The following is a 15,919-nucleotide window of genomic DNA, read 5'->3' on the forward strand; positions in this document are numbered from 1 at the left end:
GAAAGAATTTTGTACTAAAACTAGATTCGGTGTCAATCAAACTTCCGTACCACTACGGATTACAAGCCTCTAGCCACGCGGCTTCCCCTATGAGATACGATATCTCGTTGTATTTCGGCTACAAGACCAGCATCAGCAACTTGTAGTAGAACTACACCTTGAACGAAAAAAGACGGTGTTTTTGAAAGCAAACGCCAGCAGAAGCCTGCCTTCCAGACCGCGCCAGCGCACCACTTTTGATCTCAAAAGCCATTTTGGAGGAAAATGACGAAACCACTGTACTCCGACTAAATTACATCGTGTCGGCAGCGTTTGATGAACTGCGGTTTTGAGAGTATTCTCTCGTAAAATCAAAGCACTAAGCCCGGAAAGCATAAAAACACGGGCGTGTAGTACGACTACCTTTTCGGAGACTACATGAGGAAAACGCTGGCGGCGGCGCTGCTTGCCGCCCTACTGCCCGTAAGCGCCTGTGCGGCATCATCCAACTATCGCATCGACCATATGGACCCGCCGCTATGGTGGACCGGCATGCACAATCCCAGGCTACAACTCATGGTGCATGGCCAGCAGATTGCCGATCTGGAGCCGGTGCTGAATTATCCCGGGGTGCGCATCGCCAGCGTGGCGCGCGTCACCAACCGCAACTACCTGTTCCTCGACCTGGATATCTCGCCAGAAGCGAAGCCGGGCAAGCTGGATCTGGTATTCCAGCACGGCGGCCAGGAAATCCACTACAGCTACGAGCTGCAAGCGCGGCGCCAGGGTTCCGCCAAGCGCCCGGGTTTCAACAGCAGCGACGCCATCTATCAGGTAATGCCGGACCGCTTTGCCAATGGCGACGCCGCCAACGACAATGTCGACGGCATGGCCGACCGACTAAACCGCGCCGATGGCGCTGGCCGCCATGGCGGCGACATCCAGGGCATCATCGATCATCTGGACTACATCGCCGGCCTGGGTTTCACCCAGCTCTGGCCCACGCCGCTGCTGGAATCAAATATGCCGCGCGGCTCCTACCACGGCTACGCCACCACCGATCACTACCGCATCGACCCGCGCTACGGCAGCAACGCCAGCTACCGCCAGCTGGCCACGCAGGCACAAGGCAAAGGCATCGGCCTGATACAGGACGTGGTACTTAACCACATCGGCGGCAAACACTGGTGGATGCAGGACATGCCGATGCCGGACTGGCTGACCTACCAGGGCAAATACGTGCCGACCCGGCATAAGCGCGTGGCAGTGCAAGACCCGTATGCGTCGGAAGAAGACAAGCGCAATTTCACGCAGGGCTGGTTCTCGCCCGGCATGCCGGACCTGAACCAGGCCAATCCCTTTGTGGCGACCTATCTGATTCAGAACAGCATCTGGTGGATAGAGTACGCCGGCTTGTCCGGCTTGCGCGTGGATACCTACGGCTACTCCAACACCCGCTTCCTGAGCGATTGGTCAGGCGCGGTCATGGCCGAATATCCGCAACTGAATCTGGTGGGCGAGGAATGGAGTCCGCTGATCCCCGTGGTGGCGCATTGGCAGCGTGGTCACAAGAACTTTGACGGCTATGTCTCGCAGATGCCCAGCATGATGGACTTCCCGTTGAACGACGCACTGCGCCGTGCACTGGTGGCGCCCGAGGATGGCGAGCAAGGCCTGAAGACGCTCTATGAAACCGTATCGCAGGACTATCTGTACGCGGAACCCGGCAACCTGGTTCTGTTTGAAGGCAACCACGACCTGTCACGCATCTACAGCGCACTGGATGCCGACCAGGGCCTGTTCCGCATGGCGGTGGCGTTTGTGGCCACCATGCCGCGCATCCCGCAGTTCTACTCGGGCACCGAGATCCAGATGGCCAGCACCACCAAAGGCCGCGACGATGCATCGTATCGCCAGGACTTTCCGGGTGGCTGGGCTGGCGACAAGGTCAATGCCTTTACCGGCGCCGGCCTCACTGCCCGGCAGGCCGACGCCCAGGCCTACGTCCGCAAGCTGCTCAACTGGCGCAAGACCGCCTCCGTGATCCATCACGGGAAGCTGATGCACTACGGCCCCGAGCAAAACACTTACATCTACTTCCGCTATGACGACAGCAGGAAAGTCATGGTGGCGCTCAACAAGAACGCCACCGACACCGTCCTGTCAACCGCGCGCTTCCACGAAATGCTGGGCGGCGTGAAGGCCGGCACCGACGTCATCACCGGCCAGCGCGTCCCGCTGGATGGACAAATAAAACTGCCAGCGCGCTCTGCGCTGATACTGGAGATCCAATGAAGAAGCACTTCACCGCGCTATTGCCGCTGCTGCCACTGCTGCCGCTGTTCACACTGAACGCACAAGCTGCGCCCAGCACCACCACCACCAGCTATCCGACCTGGGATGGCAAGCAGGAGACGGTAAGTTACACCACGCCCGACGCCGGCGCCGCGCTGCGCAGCTATACGCAATCCACCACCATGCGCGTACGCGAAGGCGGCAAGCAGGAAGTCAGCTACGCCGAATCAGCCTCACTGCCGACTGTCCGCAGCGGCAACCTCGCCTTTGACGCGCTGTTCGCACTGGCCGGCAGCGAGATGAAGCTGGACTCCGTCAAGGAGATCCGCGACGGCAGCTACAATGGCGGCAACGCCATCCCGTGCGAGTGCTTTGAAACGGGCGAGCTATGGCATTATGTCTGGACCCGCGACCTGTCCTACGCCGCTTCCCTGGGCCTCGGCATGCTGGATCCGCAACGCACCCGCAACTCGCTGCAGTTCAAACTCGCCGGCTACCGGGACGGCACACAAGCCGGCCTGCATGCCATCGGCGACGGCTATCAGATCGTGCAGGACACCGGCAGCGGCGGCAGCTGGCCGGTCAGCACGGACCGCGTCAGCTGGGCCTTCGGCGCCGACGAAGCACTCAAAGCATTGCCAGCCGAGGAGCGCAAGGCCTTCGCGGCCCAGGCCCTGCATGCCCTCGGCAACACGTTGGAGAACGACCGTATCGCCATCTGGGATGCCGCCGACGGCTTGTACAACGGCGAAGAATCCTTCCTCGACTGGCGCGAACAAAGCTATGCCGCATGGTTGCCGGGCGAGCTGTCATACATGGCCACGTCCAAGGCCTTGTCCACCAACGCCGCGCACTACAAGGCACTTACACTGGCCGCACAACTGACGCAGGAACAAGGCGACAGCGCACGCGCGCAACGCTACGGCAGCTGGGCAGCGGATCTCAAAAAAGCCATCAACCAGCGCTTCTGGCAAGCCGACAGCGGCATGTACAGCAGCGTCACGGCCGGCCACTTCGACGGCGCGGCACTCTACAAATACGACTGGCTGGGACAATCGCTGGCCATCGTCACCGGCATCGCCGATGCCCAGCAGGCACAGAGCATCCTTGCCCACTATCCGCATGGTCCGCTGGGGGTACCGGTGATCTGGCCGCAGCAGGCGAATACCGCCGTTTACCACAACCGCGCCATGTGGCCCTTCGTCACCGCTTACGGTTTGAAGGCGGCCGCCATCGGCGCCAACGTCGCCGTGGCGGATGCCGCCTACGATACGCTGATGCGCGGCGCCGCCACCAACCTCTCCAACATGGAGAACCTGGAATGGCTATCGGCCCAACCCATGCTGGATGACGGCAAGCTGAGTGGGCCGGTAGTCAACTCGCGCCGCCAGCTGTGGTCTGTCGGCGGCTATCTGGGCATGGTAGTGGGCAGCGTGTTCGGCGTGCAGACCACCAATGACGGCATCGTACTCAAACCCTTCATCACCGCCAAACTGCGCCGCGAGACGTTCGCAGGCAGCGATACGATCGCGCTGGATAACCTGTCCTTGCGCGGCAAGCGCCTGCAGGTACGGGTGCACCTGCCTGCCGCCGTCGCCGGCAACGGCTACTACGCCATCGACAGCATCGTCTTGAATGGCCAGCCTGCCAGCGCGGCAATGGCTTGGGATGCGCTGGCCGATAACAACGTCATCGACATCCGCCTTGGCAAACTGCTGCCTGGCCAGACGGGCAAGCGCAGCGTGACCGCCAAGCCACTGGTGCAGGACGCAAGCGTGTACGCGCCGGCCGAGCCGAGTATTGAAAAACTGGAGCGCGCTGCCTATGGCATTCCAACGCTGCACATCGCAGCGGGCGACAAGCGCGCGGCCGGCGTGGTGTACAACATCTACCGCAACGGCCAGCTGGTGGGCGCGCGCATCAGTGCGACGACATGGTCTGACCGCCATGCGGGCAGCGCGGCCGGAGGGAACCTCTGCTACGCGGTGGAAGCGATGTACGCGCGCTCCGGCAACCGCAGCCACCACAGCATGCCGGTCTGCCTGAACGCCGGCACGGAATACGCCGCCATGCACAACGGCTGGGGCGCTCCCGGCGACAGCTTTGCACAGGTATTCAAGGTCGATCAGACAGGCAGCTACGCCATCCAGATCAAGTACCGCAATACCGCGCATCAGATCAACCTGGGCGTCAGCGGTGGCGTGAAATGGGCCTCGCTGAAAGACAGCAGTGGCACCATCGTCGCCAATGGCGTCGTCCAGATGCCGCACTCCCCTGCCGATGCGGGCGCCAAATATTCGACACCATTGCGCGCCAACCTGGTGGCCGGCAGCTACACGCTGGAGCTGGCAGACTTCTACAACATGAGCTATATGAAGTCCAACACCACCTACAGCGATGCCGGCGGCGTGAAAGGGCCGTCCAACAGATTCGACATCCACGGCATACGCGTCATGCCGGTGCCGCGCAACGATGCATCGGCCAGCGCTGCGCCAGCGGGCACACTGCGCATCGTCGATCAATTCGCCTCGCCGCAACTGGGCAACAGTCGCAAGCTGCGCATCTACCTGCCGCCGGGCTATGACAGCCACCCACAGCAGCGCTATCCCGTGCTGTACATGCACGACGGCCAGAACCTGTTCGATCCGAAAACCGCCGCTTTCGGCACGGCCTGGGAAGTCGGCATCACCATGGATAAGCTGATCGCCACCGGCGCCATCAAGCCGGCCATCATCGTCGGCATCGACAACGCTGGCGAACAACGCATTGCCGAGTACACGCCCTGCTGCGATCCGCAATACGGCGGCGGCAAGATCGACGCCTACGCGGCCTTTATCGTCGATACCGTGAAACCATGGGCCGACGCCAACCTGCGCACCTTGAATGACCGCGAACACACGGCCATCATGGGCTCCTCGCTGGGCGGCATCGCCTCCGTCTACATCGGCCAGAAGTACCCGCAAGTGTTTTCCATGGCGGGCGGCGTTTCCAGCTCGTTCTGGTGGAATAAGGAGATGTTCATCAAGAACCTGCCGGATGCACCGGCGGTCAGGTTCTACATCGACGCAGGCACCGACAACGACGGCATCGAGGAAACCCGCAAGATGCGCGACGCCATGCAGGCCAAGGGCTACACGCTGTACTACCATGAGGCGGAAGGTGGCATCCACAACGAAAAGTCGTGGGCGGCCCGCGTGCATCTGCCACTGATCTGGTTCTTCAGGAAGTAAGTAATGCGACCCGCTGCTGGCGCACTGCCAGCAGCGCCTCCAGCTCTTCCGGCGAGACGGCGGCGCTGATATAAAAGCCAAATACCTCGTCGCAGCCCATCGCCGACAACTGCGCCAGCTGCGCGCCGGTTTCCACGCCGGCGGCGATCACTTGCATGTTCTGGGCATGCGCGGCTTCAATAATGGAGCGTACCATCGCCTCATCGCGCGACAAGTCGTCCACAAACGTCTTGTCGATCTTGACCACATCCACCGAGAAGCGCCGCAGATAACCCAGCGACGCATAACCGGTACCAAAGTCGCTAATCGCAATCCGCACACCCAGACGATTGAACTGCTGCAGAATGTCTTCCACATGCTGGCTTTTATCAATCAGCATTGCCTCAGCAATTTCCAGTTCGATGCAGCTGCCGGCGACACCGGCCTTGTCGAGTATCGAGGCCAGCGCCTGCACGATATCCTTGTTGAAGAACTGGCGCGCCGACAGATGCACTGCCACCGTCAAGGCATGCCCCTGCTCCTGCCAGCGCCGCACCTGTGCCACGGCCGTGGACATCACCCACGCCCCCACCGGCAGTATCAGCGCGCTCTGCTCCAGCACAGGCAGGAAATCCAGCGGCATCACCACGCCCAGTTCCGGATGCTGCCAGCGCAGCAGCGCCTTCACGCCAGTGATCTGCTGCGCCTTCAGGTCCAGCCTGGGCTGATAAGTCAGAATGAACTCGTTGTGTTCCAGCGCGTGGCGCAGCGCTGCTTCCAGTATCAGCCGCGAATAGGCTTTGGCCTGCATGCTGGGCAGAAAGCGCTGGCTGGCGCCATTGCCGCGCTGCTTGGCTGCGTACATGGCCAGATCGGCTTTCTCGATGAGCGCTTCGATATCTTCATCATCATCGGGATACACCGCCACACCGATGCTGGCGGCGACCTCCAGCGGCGCGTCGTTGATGGTGAACGGCTCGGCGATGGTACGCATGATTTTCTCCGCCACCTGCTGCGCATCGGCGCCGTTGTGCAGTTCCGTGAGCAGCACGATGAATTCATCGCCGCCCTGACGTGCCACCGTATCCACCTCGCGCACGCACTGGCGCAGACGCTGCGCAAACTGCACCAGCACCTGGTCGCCAGCATCGTGGCCCAGCGTATCGTTGATGGTCTTGAAATAGTCGATATCGACAAACAGCACGGCCAGCAAGCTGTCATGGCGGCGCGCATAGGCGATGCCATGTTCCAGCTGTAGCTGGAGCTGCAAGCGGTTCGGCAAGCCGGTAAGGCTGTCGTGATGAGCGATGAAATCCAGCCGCATCTCCGTGTCGCGCTGCGCCGCCAGCGCCGCCTGCAATTGAACGCAGCGCGCCCGCAAACCGCGCGCCTGCCATTGACCGTAGTACAGCGCCAGCAAACATGGCGCCATGCCGGCCATCACCGGCCATAAGCTGTTCATGCTGCCCCTCTTCGTCGGATGGACTGCGGAAGAGGGAATAATAGTGGATAGAGGAAACATCAACAGGCCGTTCATGCGCCCGTTTGAGGCGCATCAAACGGCCTGTGGCAAAACTCAGCCAGCCAGTTGCAGCGTTTTGCGGTGCGAAGGCATGCGCTCCACGCTGCCCGGGTTATTGAGCTTGAAGATACTGACGGCGTCACGCAGGCTGGCCGACTGCTGCTCCAGCGAATCCGCAGCTGCCGCAGCCTCCTCCACCAATGCCGCATTCTGCTGCGTCACGCTGTCCATCTGGCTGATGGCAATGCTGATTTGTTCGATGCCATCGCGCTGCTCGCCGCTGGCCACCGAGATTTCACCGATGATGGCCGTGACCCGCTGCACACTCTCCACCACTTCGCTCATGGTTTCACCGGCCTGGCCAACCAGGCGGCTCCCCTCTTCCACGCGGCCGACAGAGGTGCCGATCAATTCTTTGATTTCCTTCGCCGCTGCCGCTGAACGCTGCGCCAGATTGCGCACTTCGGAAGCCACCACCGCAAAGCCACGCCCCTGTTCACCGGCGCGCGCCGCTTCCACCGCCGCATTCAGCGCCAGGATATTGGTCTGGAAAGCGATGCCGTCGATCACACCGATGATGTCAACGATCTTGCGCGAGCTGTCATTGATCTCGCCCATGGTCTGCACCATCTGCGCCACCGCGTCCCCCCCCTTGGCGGCGACGTTCGAGGCGGTATCGGCCAGCTTGCAGGCCTCGGTCGCATTGGCGTTGTTCTGCTGGACGGTCGTGGTCAGCTGCACCATCGCCGCTGCGGTTTCTTCGAGCGAGCTGGCCTGCTCCTCGGTGCGGCTCGACAGATCCAGATTGCCGGCCGCGATCTCGGTGGCTGCCGTGTGGATCGTCTCCGTACCCGAACGCACCTGGCCCACGATGCTGCTGAGGTTATTCTGCATCGACTTGAGCGCACCCAGCAGCTCACCAATTTCATCCTTGCGGTTGACGCGCACCTCGGTACTCAGATCCCCCGCAGCCACGGTCTGCGCCACCGTCACCGCCGCATCCAGCGGCCGCGTAATGCTGCGGATCAGCGACATCACCGTAGCACAGCCCACCACCACGGTAATCAGCACCGTGATGGCCATGGCGATCAGCGTCTGGCGGTGCGCAGCGCGATTTTCTTCATTCATTTCCACCGTCAGGCGCGCCGACTCCTTGCTGATGAAGGCCACGATGTCGTCGATCTTCTTGGTAGGTTCGCGGTCCATGCCCTTGACCAGCCCATCCACCACATGGGCGCTTTCAACATTGGCGGAGTCGTATTTTTTCAGCGCTTCCATATAGCGCGTGACGAGTTCGTTCTGGGTCCGGATGGCCTCATCCACCAGCGTGGTTTTCAGGCCCAGCTTATCGAGCATGCCGTCCAGTTTTTGCAGTTCGCCGCGCGTGGTCTCACCGCCCTTGACGAATGCCTTGCTGTACTTGTCCAGCTGGGCGGCATCATTACCGCGTATCAGGATGTTCTTCCATTCCTGTACCTGGATCTTGAATTCCACCTGTGCGCTACGCGCCGTATCGATCGCCTGGCTCAACGCATCCGAGCGCTCCATGGCGATAGCGCTACGCACATTGGCGTTTTCCAGTGCGCGCCAGCCGGAGATCGCCACGATCATCAGCGCGACAAAAAAGAATGCGCCCAATAGCCCCAGCCGCACGCCTATCTTCAGATTGGCGAGTTTCATAACTACCCCTTTCAAGAATTCAATTCAGACAAGCTTGTCAGCTAAATTGGCTCCATTTTTTGGGGAACGGGCAACGAACAGTGCCGTACATTCATGATGCTATAAGGCACTGAAAAAATCTATCGAATTTCCACTCTACAACAGCTCAAGCTGGTAAATATTGGTAGGACGATTATCAGGTGGCAGCGTTTTGTGTTCAACAAACGTCAGTCCCAGCTTGGCTAGCAAATTGATTGAGACAGTATTGTCCGGATTGGTAATGCCCATCAGGCGTTTCATGCGCAAGGTATCGCGCGCATACGCCACCACGGCGGCGGCGGCCTCGTAGGTATAGCCCTGGCCAAAATGCTCAGGACGGATGGCGTAGCCGATGTCCACCTCCGGCAGGCTGTCGCGCTTGATGAGGCCGCACATGCCCAGCGGCTTGCCATCGCTCTTGCGCTCCATGATGTACAGCGAATGGCCCAGGCGCTCCTGCATCACGCACGGTCCTTCCAGGATCGCGGTGCGTGCGCCCTCGATACTGCGGATGCCCTTGTCGCCGATGTATTGCAGCCAGGTAGGGTCATTGACCAGGATAAAATAAAACTCCGCGTCCTCGGGCGTGATGGTGCGTAATAGCAGTCGTTGCGTTTCCAGTATCTTCATGCGTCCGGCCAATGGGTAGGATCTTCCAGCAACTGGTACATCACATAGACGTCCACATAGCCGAGATATTGATGACGGTAAGCGCGCGGCAGCGTGCCGACAATGGAGAAGCCCAGCTTCTTCCACAGCAGCACGGCCGGCATATTCGAGCTGACCACGTAATTGAACTGCATCGCCAGATAGCCTTGCACGCGGGCGCGGTCCAGGCAATCGATGCCCAGCAGCTTGCCCACCCCCACGCCTTGCGCGGCAGGGCTGACCATGAAAGAAGCATTGGCGACGTGCGCGCCACGGTCGCGCTGGTTGGCCATCAGGCGGTACATGCCCACCAGGCGTTCGTTGTTGAGGATGGCCACAAAGCTTTGCACGCCCGGGCCGAACCAGTAAGCATGGCAATCTTCACGGCTGGTATCGGCGGCAAAATAATAAGTGTCGCCGCTGACGATCAGTTCCTGAAATATTTCCCACATGGCGCCAAAGTCGGCTTCCGTTGCGGGGCGGATGGCGATTTCTTTCAAGGCAGCTCCAGTCGGATAATCTCGTGTTCAATTGTCATGTATTTCTCCGGGCAAGTCCAGTTTGCGCACTCAGCGGTGAAGGCGGAAATTCACCTGCTCCGGCCGTCCCGGCAAACTCAGGCGCGCATGCGCGCGTGGCGACTCCGCGATGATTTTTCCTCGACGCATCACCAGACGGCGGGCGGCGCGCAGGCGGATCGCCTCCACGGCATCGGCCGCGTCCAGCAGCACCAGATCGGCGTGACAGCCGGGCGCGATGCCATAGCCTTCCAGGCCCAGGATGGCGGCCGGCGTCGACGTCACCGCGCGGAAGCAATCGCGCATCGCCTCCTGGCCTGTCATCTGCGCCACATGCAAGCCCATGTGCGCCACCTCCAGCATGTCGCCCGAACCCAGGCTGTACCACGGGTCCATCACACAGTCATGGCCAAAGGCAACCGGAATGCCGGCAGCCAGCAGTTCCGGCACGCGCGTCATGCCGCGGCGTCTGGGGTAACTATCGTGGCGGCCCTGCAGCGTGATATTGATGAGCGGATTGGCGATGGCCGCCACGCCCGCTTCGCGTATCAGCGGCAGCAGCTTGCTGACGTAATAGTTATCCATCGAATGCATGGAAGTCAGATGCGAACCCGTCACACGGCCATGCAGGCCCAGGCGGTTGCTCTGATACGCCAGCGTCTCGATATGGCGCGACAACGGATCATCGGACTCATCACAGTGCATGTCCACCATGAGCCCCTGATCGGCGGCGAACTCGCACAGGATGCGGACCGACTCCGCGCCCTCCGCCATGGTGCGCTCAAAGTGCGGAATGCCGCCCACCACCTCCACGCCCATGGCCACCGCGCGCTTCAGGTTGATGAGCGCGTTAGGCGCGCGCAGCACGCCGTCCTGCGGGAACGCCACCAGCTGCAAATCCAGATACGGCGCCACCAGGCGCTTGACCTCCAGCAGCGCCTCGACGGCCAGCAGACGGTCATCGCACACATCCACATGCGAACGGATCGCCAGCTGGCCACGCGCCACTGCCCAGTCACAGTATTGCAGGGCGCGCTCGATCAGCGCCTGCTGGGTCAGCTGCGGTTTCAACTCGCCCCACAGCGCGATGCCCTCCAGCAGCGTGCCGGACGCATTCACGCGCGGCAAGCCATAGCTCAGCGTGGCATCCATATGGAAGTGGGCATCGACAAACGGCGCGCTCAGCAAATCACCGCCGGCGTCGATCTCCAGCGCTGCCGCCACCGGCAAACGCGGCCCGACTGCGGCAATTCGGCCATGCTCGACGGCAACGTCCACACCCTGCTGCCCGTCAGCCAGACTGGCGTTGCGTATCACGACATCCATCGGCGCTCCCATTGATTTTCAGTAAAACCATTGTAGGCATATTCATCAAAATACAGCAAATTGTTGCATTGCATTAATTCTGTTGGGGTGCTTGTGTTGCCATGGTAGAAAAAATAACTTTTCAAGCTGCAAAATCGTCGCTAGAATGGACTTATTGCGTTGCATCATAATTTCAGGAGAAACCATGTCTTCGATCACCGAACAGTTTTCCGTCGCCACGAAATCGCAATTGGAAGCGCAATTCCAGATTTTCAGCAGCTTGGCCAGCGCGGCCGTGGAGAGCGCTGAAAAAGTCATCGCCCTCAACATCAGTACCACCAAAGCCTCGGTAGAGAAATCCTCGGCCGCCGCCAAGAAACTGCTGGCCGCCAAAGATCCCAAAGAATTCTTCACCCTGAGCACGACCGAGCCTGCGAGTTTCGACAGCCTGCTGGCCTACGGCCGCGAGCTGTACAGCATCGCCTCCACCGCCCAGAGCGAACTGATCCAGAGCGCCCAGAGCACGCTGAAGCAGGTCACCGACCTGGCCGCGACCAAAGCCACCGTGCTGGAGAAGACGCCGCCCGCGCTGGCCGCAGCGGTGAGCGCAGCCGTGGTTGCCGCCAACGAACCGATCACCGAACCGGTAGCCAAAGCCCCGCCGAAAGCCAAACCAGTGGCGGCGCCGATTCCTGACGCGGAAGAAGACAGCTTTATCGAAGTCAAAGCCGAGGTCAAGCCAGCGCTGTTTCCCGAGCCGCCCGTAAAAGCCATCGAACTGTCGCCAGAAGCCAAGCCCGCCAAAGCCGCCGCCGCGCCCAAAGCCAAACCGGCCCAGCCTCCTAAAAAATAACCCTCCGGGGTCAGGTCCGTCATTTCTACACGGACTGAGCCGTCATCGCCTCGACTCCGGGGTCAGGTCCGTCTTTTCTACACGGACTGTGCCGTCATCGCCTTTACAGCTGGGCTCGTGTAGAAATTACGGACCTGACCCCGTCTTTTTTGCGCATGTTGTATCCTAGCGGGCTATACGCTCTCCCGAGGCAACATGTCTAATCTTTCCCGGCTTATCGGCGGTTTTGTCGGTCAGCATAGTCGCGCTTATATTGTGTCCGGTGCCATGCTGGCAGGTGTGGCGACGCTCAGCATTCTGGTCCCGCGCAAGGTCGGCGCCATGATTGATGGTCTGGCTAACCATACGCTGTCCGGCAACGCGCTGCTGATGGAAATTGGCTGGCTGCTGTTGGTCGGTCTCGGTATTTATTTTCTGCGCGTGGGCTGGCGGCAGATTCTGTATGGCGCGGCCTATCAGCTTGGTGTGTCGCTGCGCACGCGCCTCTATACGCGTATGACGCTGCAAGGTCCGGCCTTTTATCAGCGTCAGCGCACCGGGGATCTGATGGCGCTGGCGACCAATGACATCGACGCCATCGAGATGGCCGCCGGCGAGGCCATGCTGGCCGGCTTTGACGGCGCGCTGACGCTGGTGATGGTGCTGGGCGTGATGCTGCTCGGCGTCGACTGGCGCCTGGCGTGCATTGCGCTGCTGCCTTTTCCGCTGATGGCGTGGGCCTTCTGGTATATCTCGGGCCACATCCACACTGCATCGACTGATTCGCTCAAGCGCTTCAGCGCCCTGAACGATCATGTGCAGGAAACGCTGTCCGGGGTACGCACCCTGCGCGCGCTCGGCCTGGAGCAGCGCAGCGCCAGCCAGTTTTCGGCACTCGCCGGCAAGGCCTCCGATGCCAGCCTGCGCGCGCAAGTGTGGGAAGCCGCTTATGAACCCGCCGTCGGCCTGACGCTGACCGCCGCCAGCGGTCTCACGCTCGGTCTGGGCGGTTACCTGATCTGGCACGATCAGCTGACCATCGGCGCGCTGACCAGTTTCACGATGTATCTGGGGCAGTTGATCTGGCCGATGTTTGCCGCCGGCTGGGTGCTGTCGCTGATCGAACGTGGCCGCGCCGCCTGGCAGCGCTTGCAGCCGATGCTGGATGCGCCACTCGCCATCGACGACCATGGCACGCTGACCGCCGTGCCATCCGGCCCCTTGCAACTGCACGGCATCCGCTACGCTTACGCGGAACAAAGCACGCCCGCCATCAGCGACATCACGCTGGTGCTCAAGCCGGGACAGACGCTCGGCCTGGTCGGCCCTACCGGCAGCGGCAAGTCGACGCTGCTGCGCGTGCTGCTGCGCCAGCTCACACCGCAGCATGGCCGTGTTGAATGGTCCGGCCACGCGCTGGACGAGTACACGCTGCAGGCCCTGCGCGCCGCCATCAGCTGGGTGCCGCAGGAGTCGTTCCTGTTCTCCGCCTCGATTGCCGACAATATCGCGCTGGCCCGTCCCGACGCCACCCGCGCGCAGATCGAGCACGCCGCCAGTCTCGCCGCCATCCACGATGACATCCGGCTGTTCCCCGATGGCTATGAGACGCAGGTGGGCGAGAAAGGTATCACGCTGTCAGGCGGCCAGCGCCAGCGCGTCGCCATCGCCCGTGCGCTGCTGGCCGATAACGATTTGCTGCTGCTGGACGATGCACTGTCCGCCGTCGATACCGGCACGGAAACGCGCATCCTCGAGCATCTCGAGGAACTGCGCCAGCTGCGCAAAGGCCGCAGCGCGATTATCGCCAGCCACCGTCTGAGTTCCGTCGTCAACGCCGACCTGATTGTGGTGCTGCGCGATGGCCGCATCAGCGAAACCGGCAATCACGAACAACTGCTCGCACTGGACGGCTGGTACGCCAGCCAGTGGCGCTATCAACAATTGGAAGCCAGCCTCGATGAAGCCTGAACATCAATCCACCCGCGGCCAGATGCGGCAGGCCATCGCACTGCTGCGCCGTGCCGCGCTGCCCGACCAGCATCATCTGGGCTGGGCCATTTTGTGGCTGGTCCTGGCCGCGCTGCTGGAAGTGCTCGGCCCCATCATGGGCAAGGCGCTGATCGACGAACACCTGCTGCCGCACCATCTGGACTGGCCGCGCATGGCTGGTCTGCTGGCTGGCGTGGTACTCACCGGCTGGATCGCCAGCGGCCTGCGCTACCTGCAGCTGGTGCGCCTGTCCGGCCTTGCCATGCGTTCGGTGATGCGCCTGCGCGAGATGGTCTACACCCACGTGCTGCTGCTGCCGATGGCTTTCTTTGATCGCGCCATCACGGGACAGCTGGTGTCGCGCGTCACCAACGATACCGAGGCGGTCAAGAACCTGTACATCCAGGTGCTGTTCGTGATGCTCGATTCGACCATCGTGTTGATCGGCACTGTTTGCGCCATGGCGTGGCTGGACTGGCGCCTCATGCTGATCGTGCTGGCGCTTCTGCCTGCGGTGCTGCTCATCGTCTGGCTGTACCAGCGCTGGAGCGCGCCCGCCGTCACCCGCGCCCGCGCGCTGCGCAGCGAGATCAATGGCCAGATGGCGGAATCCATCGGCGGCATGAGCGTGCTCCAGGCCAGCAATGCCGAAGCGCGCTTCGGCAAGCGCTTCGCCAGCACCAATCAGGATCACTACACGGCCCGCCTGTCGGAGCTGCGCGCCAATGCCTGGCTGCTGCGCCCTGCGCTCGATATGTTCAACATCATCCTGCTGGCGGCCGTGATTTTCATGTTCGGCCATCGCGAGATGACGGCCACCGAAGTCGGCATACTGTACGCCTTCATCAGCTACCTGGCGCGCGTGATCGAGCCGCTGATCCAGATCACCATGCAGTTCAGCCAGTTGCAGCAGTCGGTGGTGGCCAGCGCACGCGTGGCAACGCTGCTCGATGAAGGCACGGCGCAGGAACACACCGCCGCCGCGACTGCAGCCACGCGCACTGCCGCAGCCAACGACAGCAACGCGCCCGCCGTCGCCATCCGCCATCTGAATTTCGCCTACAACGAGGGCCACCCGGTGCTGCACGATCTGTCGCTGGAGATCCCGCAAGGCGATTTCGTCGGCATCGTCGGCCACACGGGCAGCGGCAAGTCGACGCTGTTGTCGCTGCTGCTACGTTTCTATCCCGCCAAGCATGGCAGCATCATGGTGCACGGCATGCCGCTCGACGCCATCGACAATGAACGCTTCCGCGCCGAAGTGGGGCTGGTGCCGCAAGACCCGTTCCTGCTGGCCGCTTCCGCACGCGAGAACATCGACATGGGCCGCGGCCTGACGCAGCAGCAGGTCGAAGCCGCCGCCCGCGCCGCCCACGCCCACGACTTCATCACGGCGCTGGACCAGGGCTATGACACGCCGCTCGGCGAAGGCGGTTCGCGCCTGTCGGTGGGCCAGAAACAGCTGATCGCGATTGCGCGCGCGCTGGCCGGCACGCCGCGCATCCTGCTGCTGGACGAAGCCACCTCGCACATCGATTCGCAAACCGAACAGATTGTGCAAACGGCACTGGATGAACTGCGCGGCAAGGTCACGGTGATCGCGATTGCGCACCGCCTGTCCACCATCCGCGACGCCAACCGCATCGTGGTGCTGAACCATGGCCGCATCGCCGAAATCGGTCCGCACGATCAGCTCATGCAGATCAACGGCGGCTTGTACCAACGCCTATATCTTTTGCAACAGTTGGCCGCGTAAGCCGCGCCGCAGCAGTGAAAAACTGTGCGATTTTCGAGAAAAATCGCACATCTTGAGGCTTTCCCGCTTGCAACAAGCATATAATTGTCTAGACATTGCGTTGCAATCGCGGGGGCGTCAAGTTGGCAGGATCAAGAAATGGCGGATGGTGGCACACGAAGCGGC

The 15,919-nt window shown here is 61.6% G+C and carries 10 protein-coding genes; 5 read left to right on the top strand and 5 right to left on the bottom strand.

The window, feature by feature from the left end:
* The first annotated feature begins 417 nt into the window (after positions 1 to 417).
* Both BUA36_RS23055 and BUA36_RS23060 read left to right on the top strand, forming a co-directional pair.
* Positions 418 to 2,274 carry a glycoside hydrolase family 13 protein gene (locus tag BUA36_RS23055; RefSeq protein WP_072787835.1) on the top strand — a complete coding sequence of 619 codons (1,857 nt, stop codon included), beginning with the start codon at positions 418 to 420 and terminating at the stop codon, positions 2,272 to 2,274.
* On the top strand, positions 2,271 to 5,504 hold the full coding sequence (locus tag BUA36_RS23060) for an alpha/beta hydrolase-fold protein (RefSeq protein ID WP_072787837.1): 3,234 nt from the start codon (positions 2,271 to 2,273) through the stop codon (positions 5,502 to 5,504). Before BUA36_RS23055 ends, BUA36_RS23060 begins: the two co-directional genes overlap by 4 nt.
* On the opposite strand, the gene BUA36_RS23065 is transcribed toward BUA36_RS23060, so the two are convergent.
* The 5 genes from BUA36_RS23065 to BUA36_RS23085 all read right to left on the bottom strand — a co-directional run bounded on the left by BUA36_RS23065 (position 5,494) and on the right by BUA36_RS23085 (position 11,195).
* Positions 5,494 to 6,945 (bottom strand): putative bifunctional diguanylate cyclase/phosphodiesterase, encoded by a 1,452-nt coding sequence (locus BUA36_RS23065; protein WP_072787839.1) that lies wholly within the window; start codon positions 6,943 to 6,945, stop codon positions 5,494 to 5,496. The genes BUA36_RS23060 and BUA36_RS23065 overlap by 11 nt on opposite strands.
* 114 nt (positions 6,946 to 7,059) lie before the next feature.
* Positions 7,060 to 8,685 (bottom strand): methyl-accepting chemotaxis protein, encoded by a 1,626-nt coding sequence (locus tag BUA36_RS23070; RefSeq protein WP_072787841.1) that lies wholly within the window; start codon positions 8,683 to 8,685, stop codon positions 7,060 to 7,062.
* 135 nt (positions 8,686 to 8,820) lie between these two features.
* The gene (locus tag BUA36_RS23075) at positions 8,821 to 9,333 is read right to left on the bottom strand and encodes a GNAT family N-acetyltransferase (RefSeq protein WP_072787843.1); all 513 of its coding nucleotides are present in this window, start codon (positions 9,331 to 9,333) and stop codon (positions 8,821 to 8,823) included.
* The gene (locus tag BUA36_RS23080) at positions 9,330 to 9,851 is read right to left on the bottom strand and encodes a GNAT family N-acetyltransferase (protein ID WP_072787850.1); all 522 of its coding nucleotides are present in this window, start codon (positions 9,849 to 9,851) and stop codon (positions 9,330 to 9,332) included. The genes BUA36_RS23075 and BUA36_RS23080 overlap by 4 nt, the downstream gene beginning before the upstream one ends.
* 69 nt (positions 9,852 to 9,920) lie before the next feature.
* Positions 9,921 to 11,195, bottom strand: a complete 1,275-nt coding sequence (locus BUA36_RS23085) for an amidohydrolase family protein (protein WP_072787905.1) — start codon at positions 11,193 to 11,195, stop codon at positions 9,921 to 9,923.
* Positions 11,196 to 11,379: 184 nt separating this feature from the next.
* On the opposite strand from BUA36_RS23085, the gene phaP reads away from it, so the two are divergent.
* The 3 genes from phaP to BUA36_RS23100 all read left to right on the top strand — a co-directional run bounded on the left by phaP (position 11,380) and on the right by BUA36_RS23100 (position 15,754).
* Positions 11,380 to 12,027, top strand: a complete 648-nt coding sequence (phaP, locus tag BUA36_RS23090; protein ID WP_072787852.1) for a TIGR01841 family phasin — start codon at positions 11,380 to 11,382, stop codon at positions 12,025 to 12,027.
* A gap of 195 nt (positions 12,028 to 12,222) precedes the next feature.
* Complete coding sequence (locus BUA36_RS23095; protein WP_072787854.1) at positions 12,223 to 13,977, top strand: ABC transporter ATP-binding protein; 1,755 nt, start codon at positions 12,223 to 12,225, stop codon at positions 13,975 to 13,977.
* A complete protein-coding gene (locus BUA36_RS23100) occupies positions 13,967 to 15,754 on the top strand; it encodes an ABC transporter ATP-binding protein (RefSeq protein WP_072787857.1) in 1,788 nt (595 codons plus the stop codon). The genes BUA36_RS23095 and BUA36_RS23100 overlap by 11 nt, the downstream gene beginning before the upstream one ends.
* Positions 15,755 to 15,919: the final 165 nt, after the last annotated feature.

Source organism: Duganella sacchari, assembly GCF_900143065.1.
GTDB classification, from domain to species: domain Bacteria; phylum Pseudomonadota; class Gammaproteobacteria; order Burkholderiales; family Burkholderiaceae_D; genus Rugamonas; species Rugamonas sacchari.

Coding starts and splice junctions, on each gene's coding strand:
- BUA36_RS23055 (WP_072787835.1), top strand. CDS start 418: ATGAGGAAAACGCTGGCGGCGGCGCTGCTTGCCGCCCTACTGCCCGTA.
- BUA36_RS23060 (WP_072787837.1), top strand. CDS start 2,271: ATGAAGAAGCACTTCACCGCGCTATTGCCGCTGCTGCCACTGCTGCCG.
- BUA36_RS23065 (WP_072787839.1), bottom strand. CDS start 6,945: ATGAACAGCTTATGGCCGGTGATGGCCGGCATGGCGCCATGTTTGCTG.
- BUA36_RS23070 (WP_072787841.1), bottom strand. CDS start 8,685: ATGAAACTCGCCAATCTGAAGATAGGCGTGCGGCTGGGGCTATTGGGC.
- BUA36_RS23075 (WP_072787843.1), bottom strand. CDS start 9,333: ATGAAGATACTGGAAACGCAACGACTGCTATTACGCACCATCACGCCC.
- BUA36_RS23085 (WP_072787905.1), bottom strand. CDS start 11,195: ATGGATGTCGTGATACGCAACGCCAGTCTGGCTGACGGGCAGCAGGGT.
- phaP (WP_072787852.1), top strand. CDS start 11,380: ATGTCTTCGATCACCGAACAGTTTTCCGTCGCCACGAAATCGCAATTG.
- BUA36_RS23095 (WP_072787854.1), top strand. CDS start 12,223: ATGTCTAATCTTTCCCGGCTTATCGGCGGTTTTGTCGGTCAGCATAGT.
- BUA36_RS23100 (WP_072787857.1), top strand. CDS start 13,967: ATGAAGCCTGAACATCAATCCACCCGCGGCCAGATGCGGCAGGCCATC.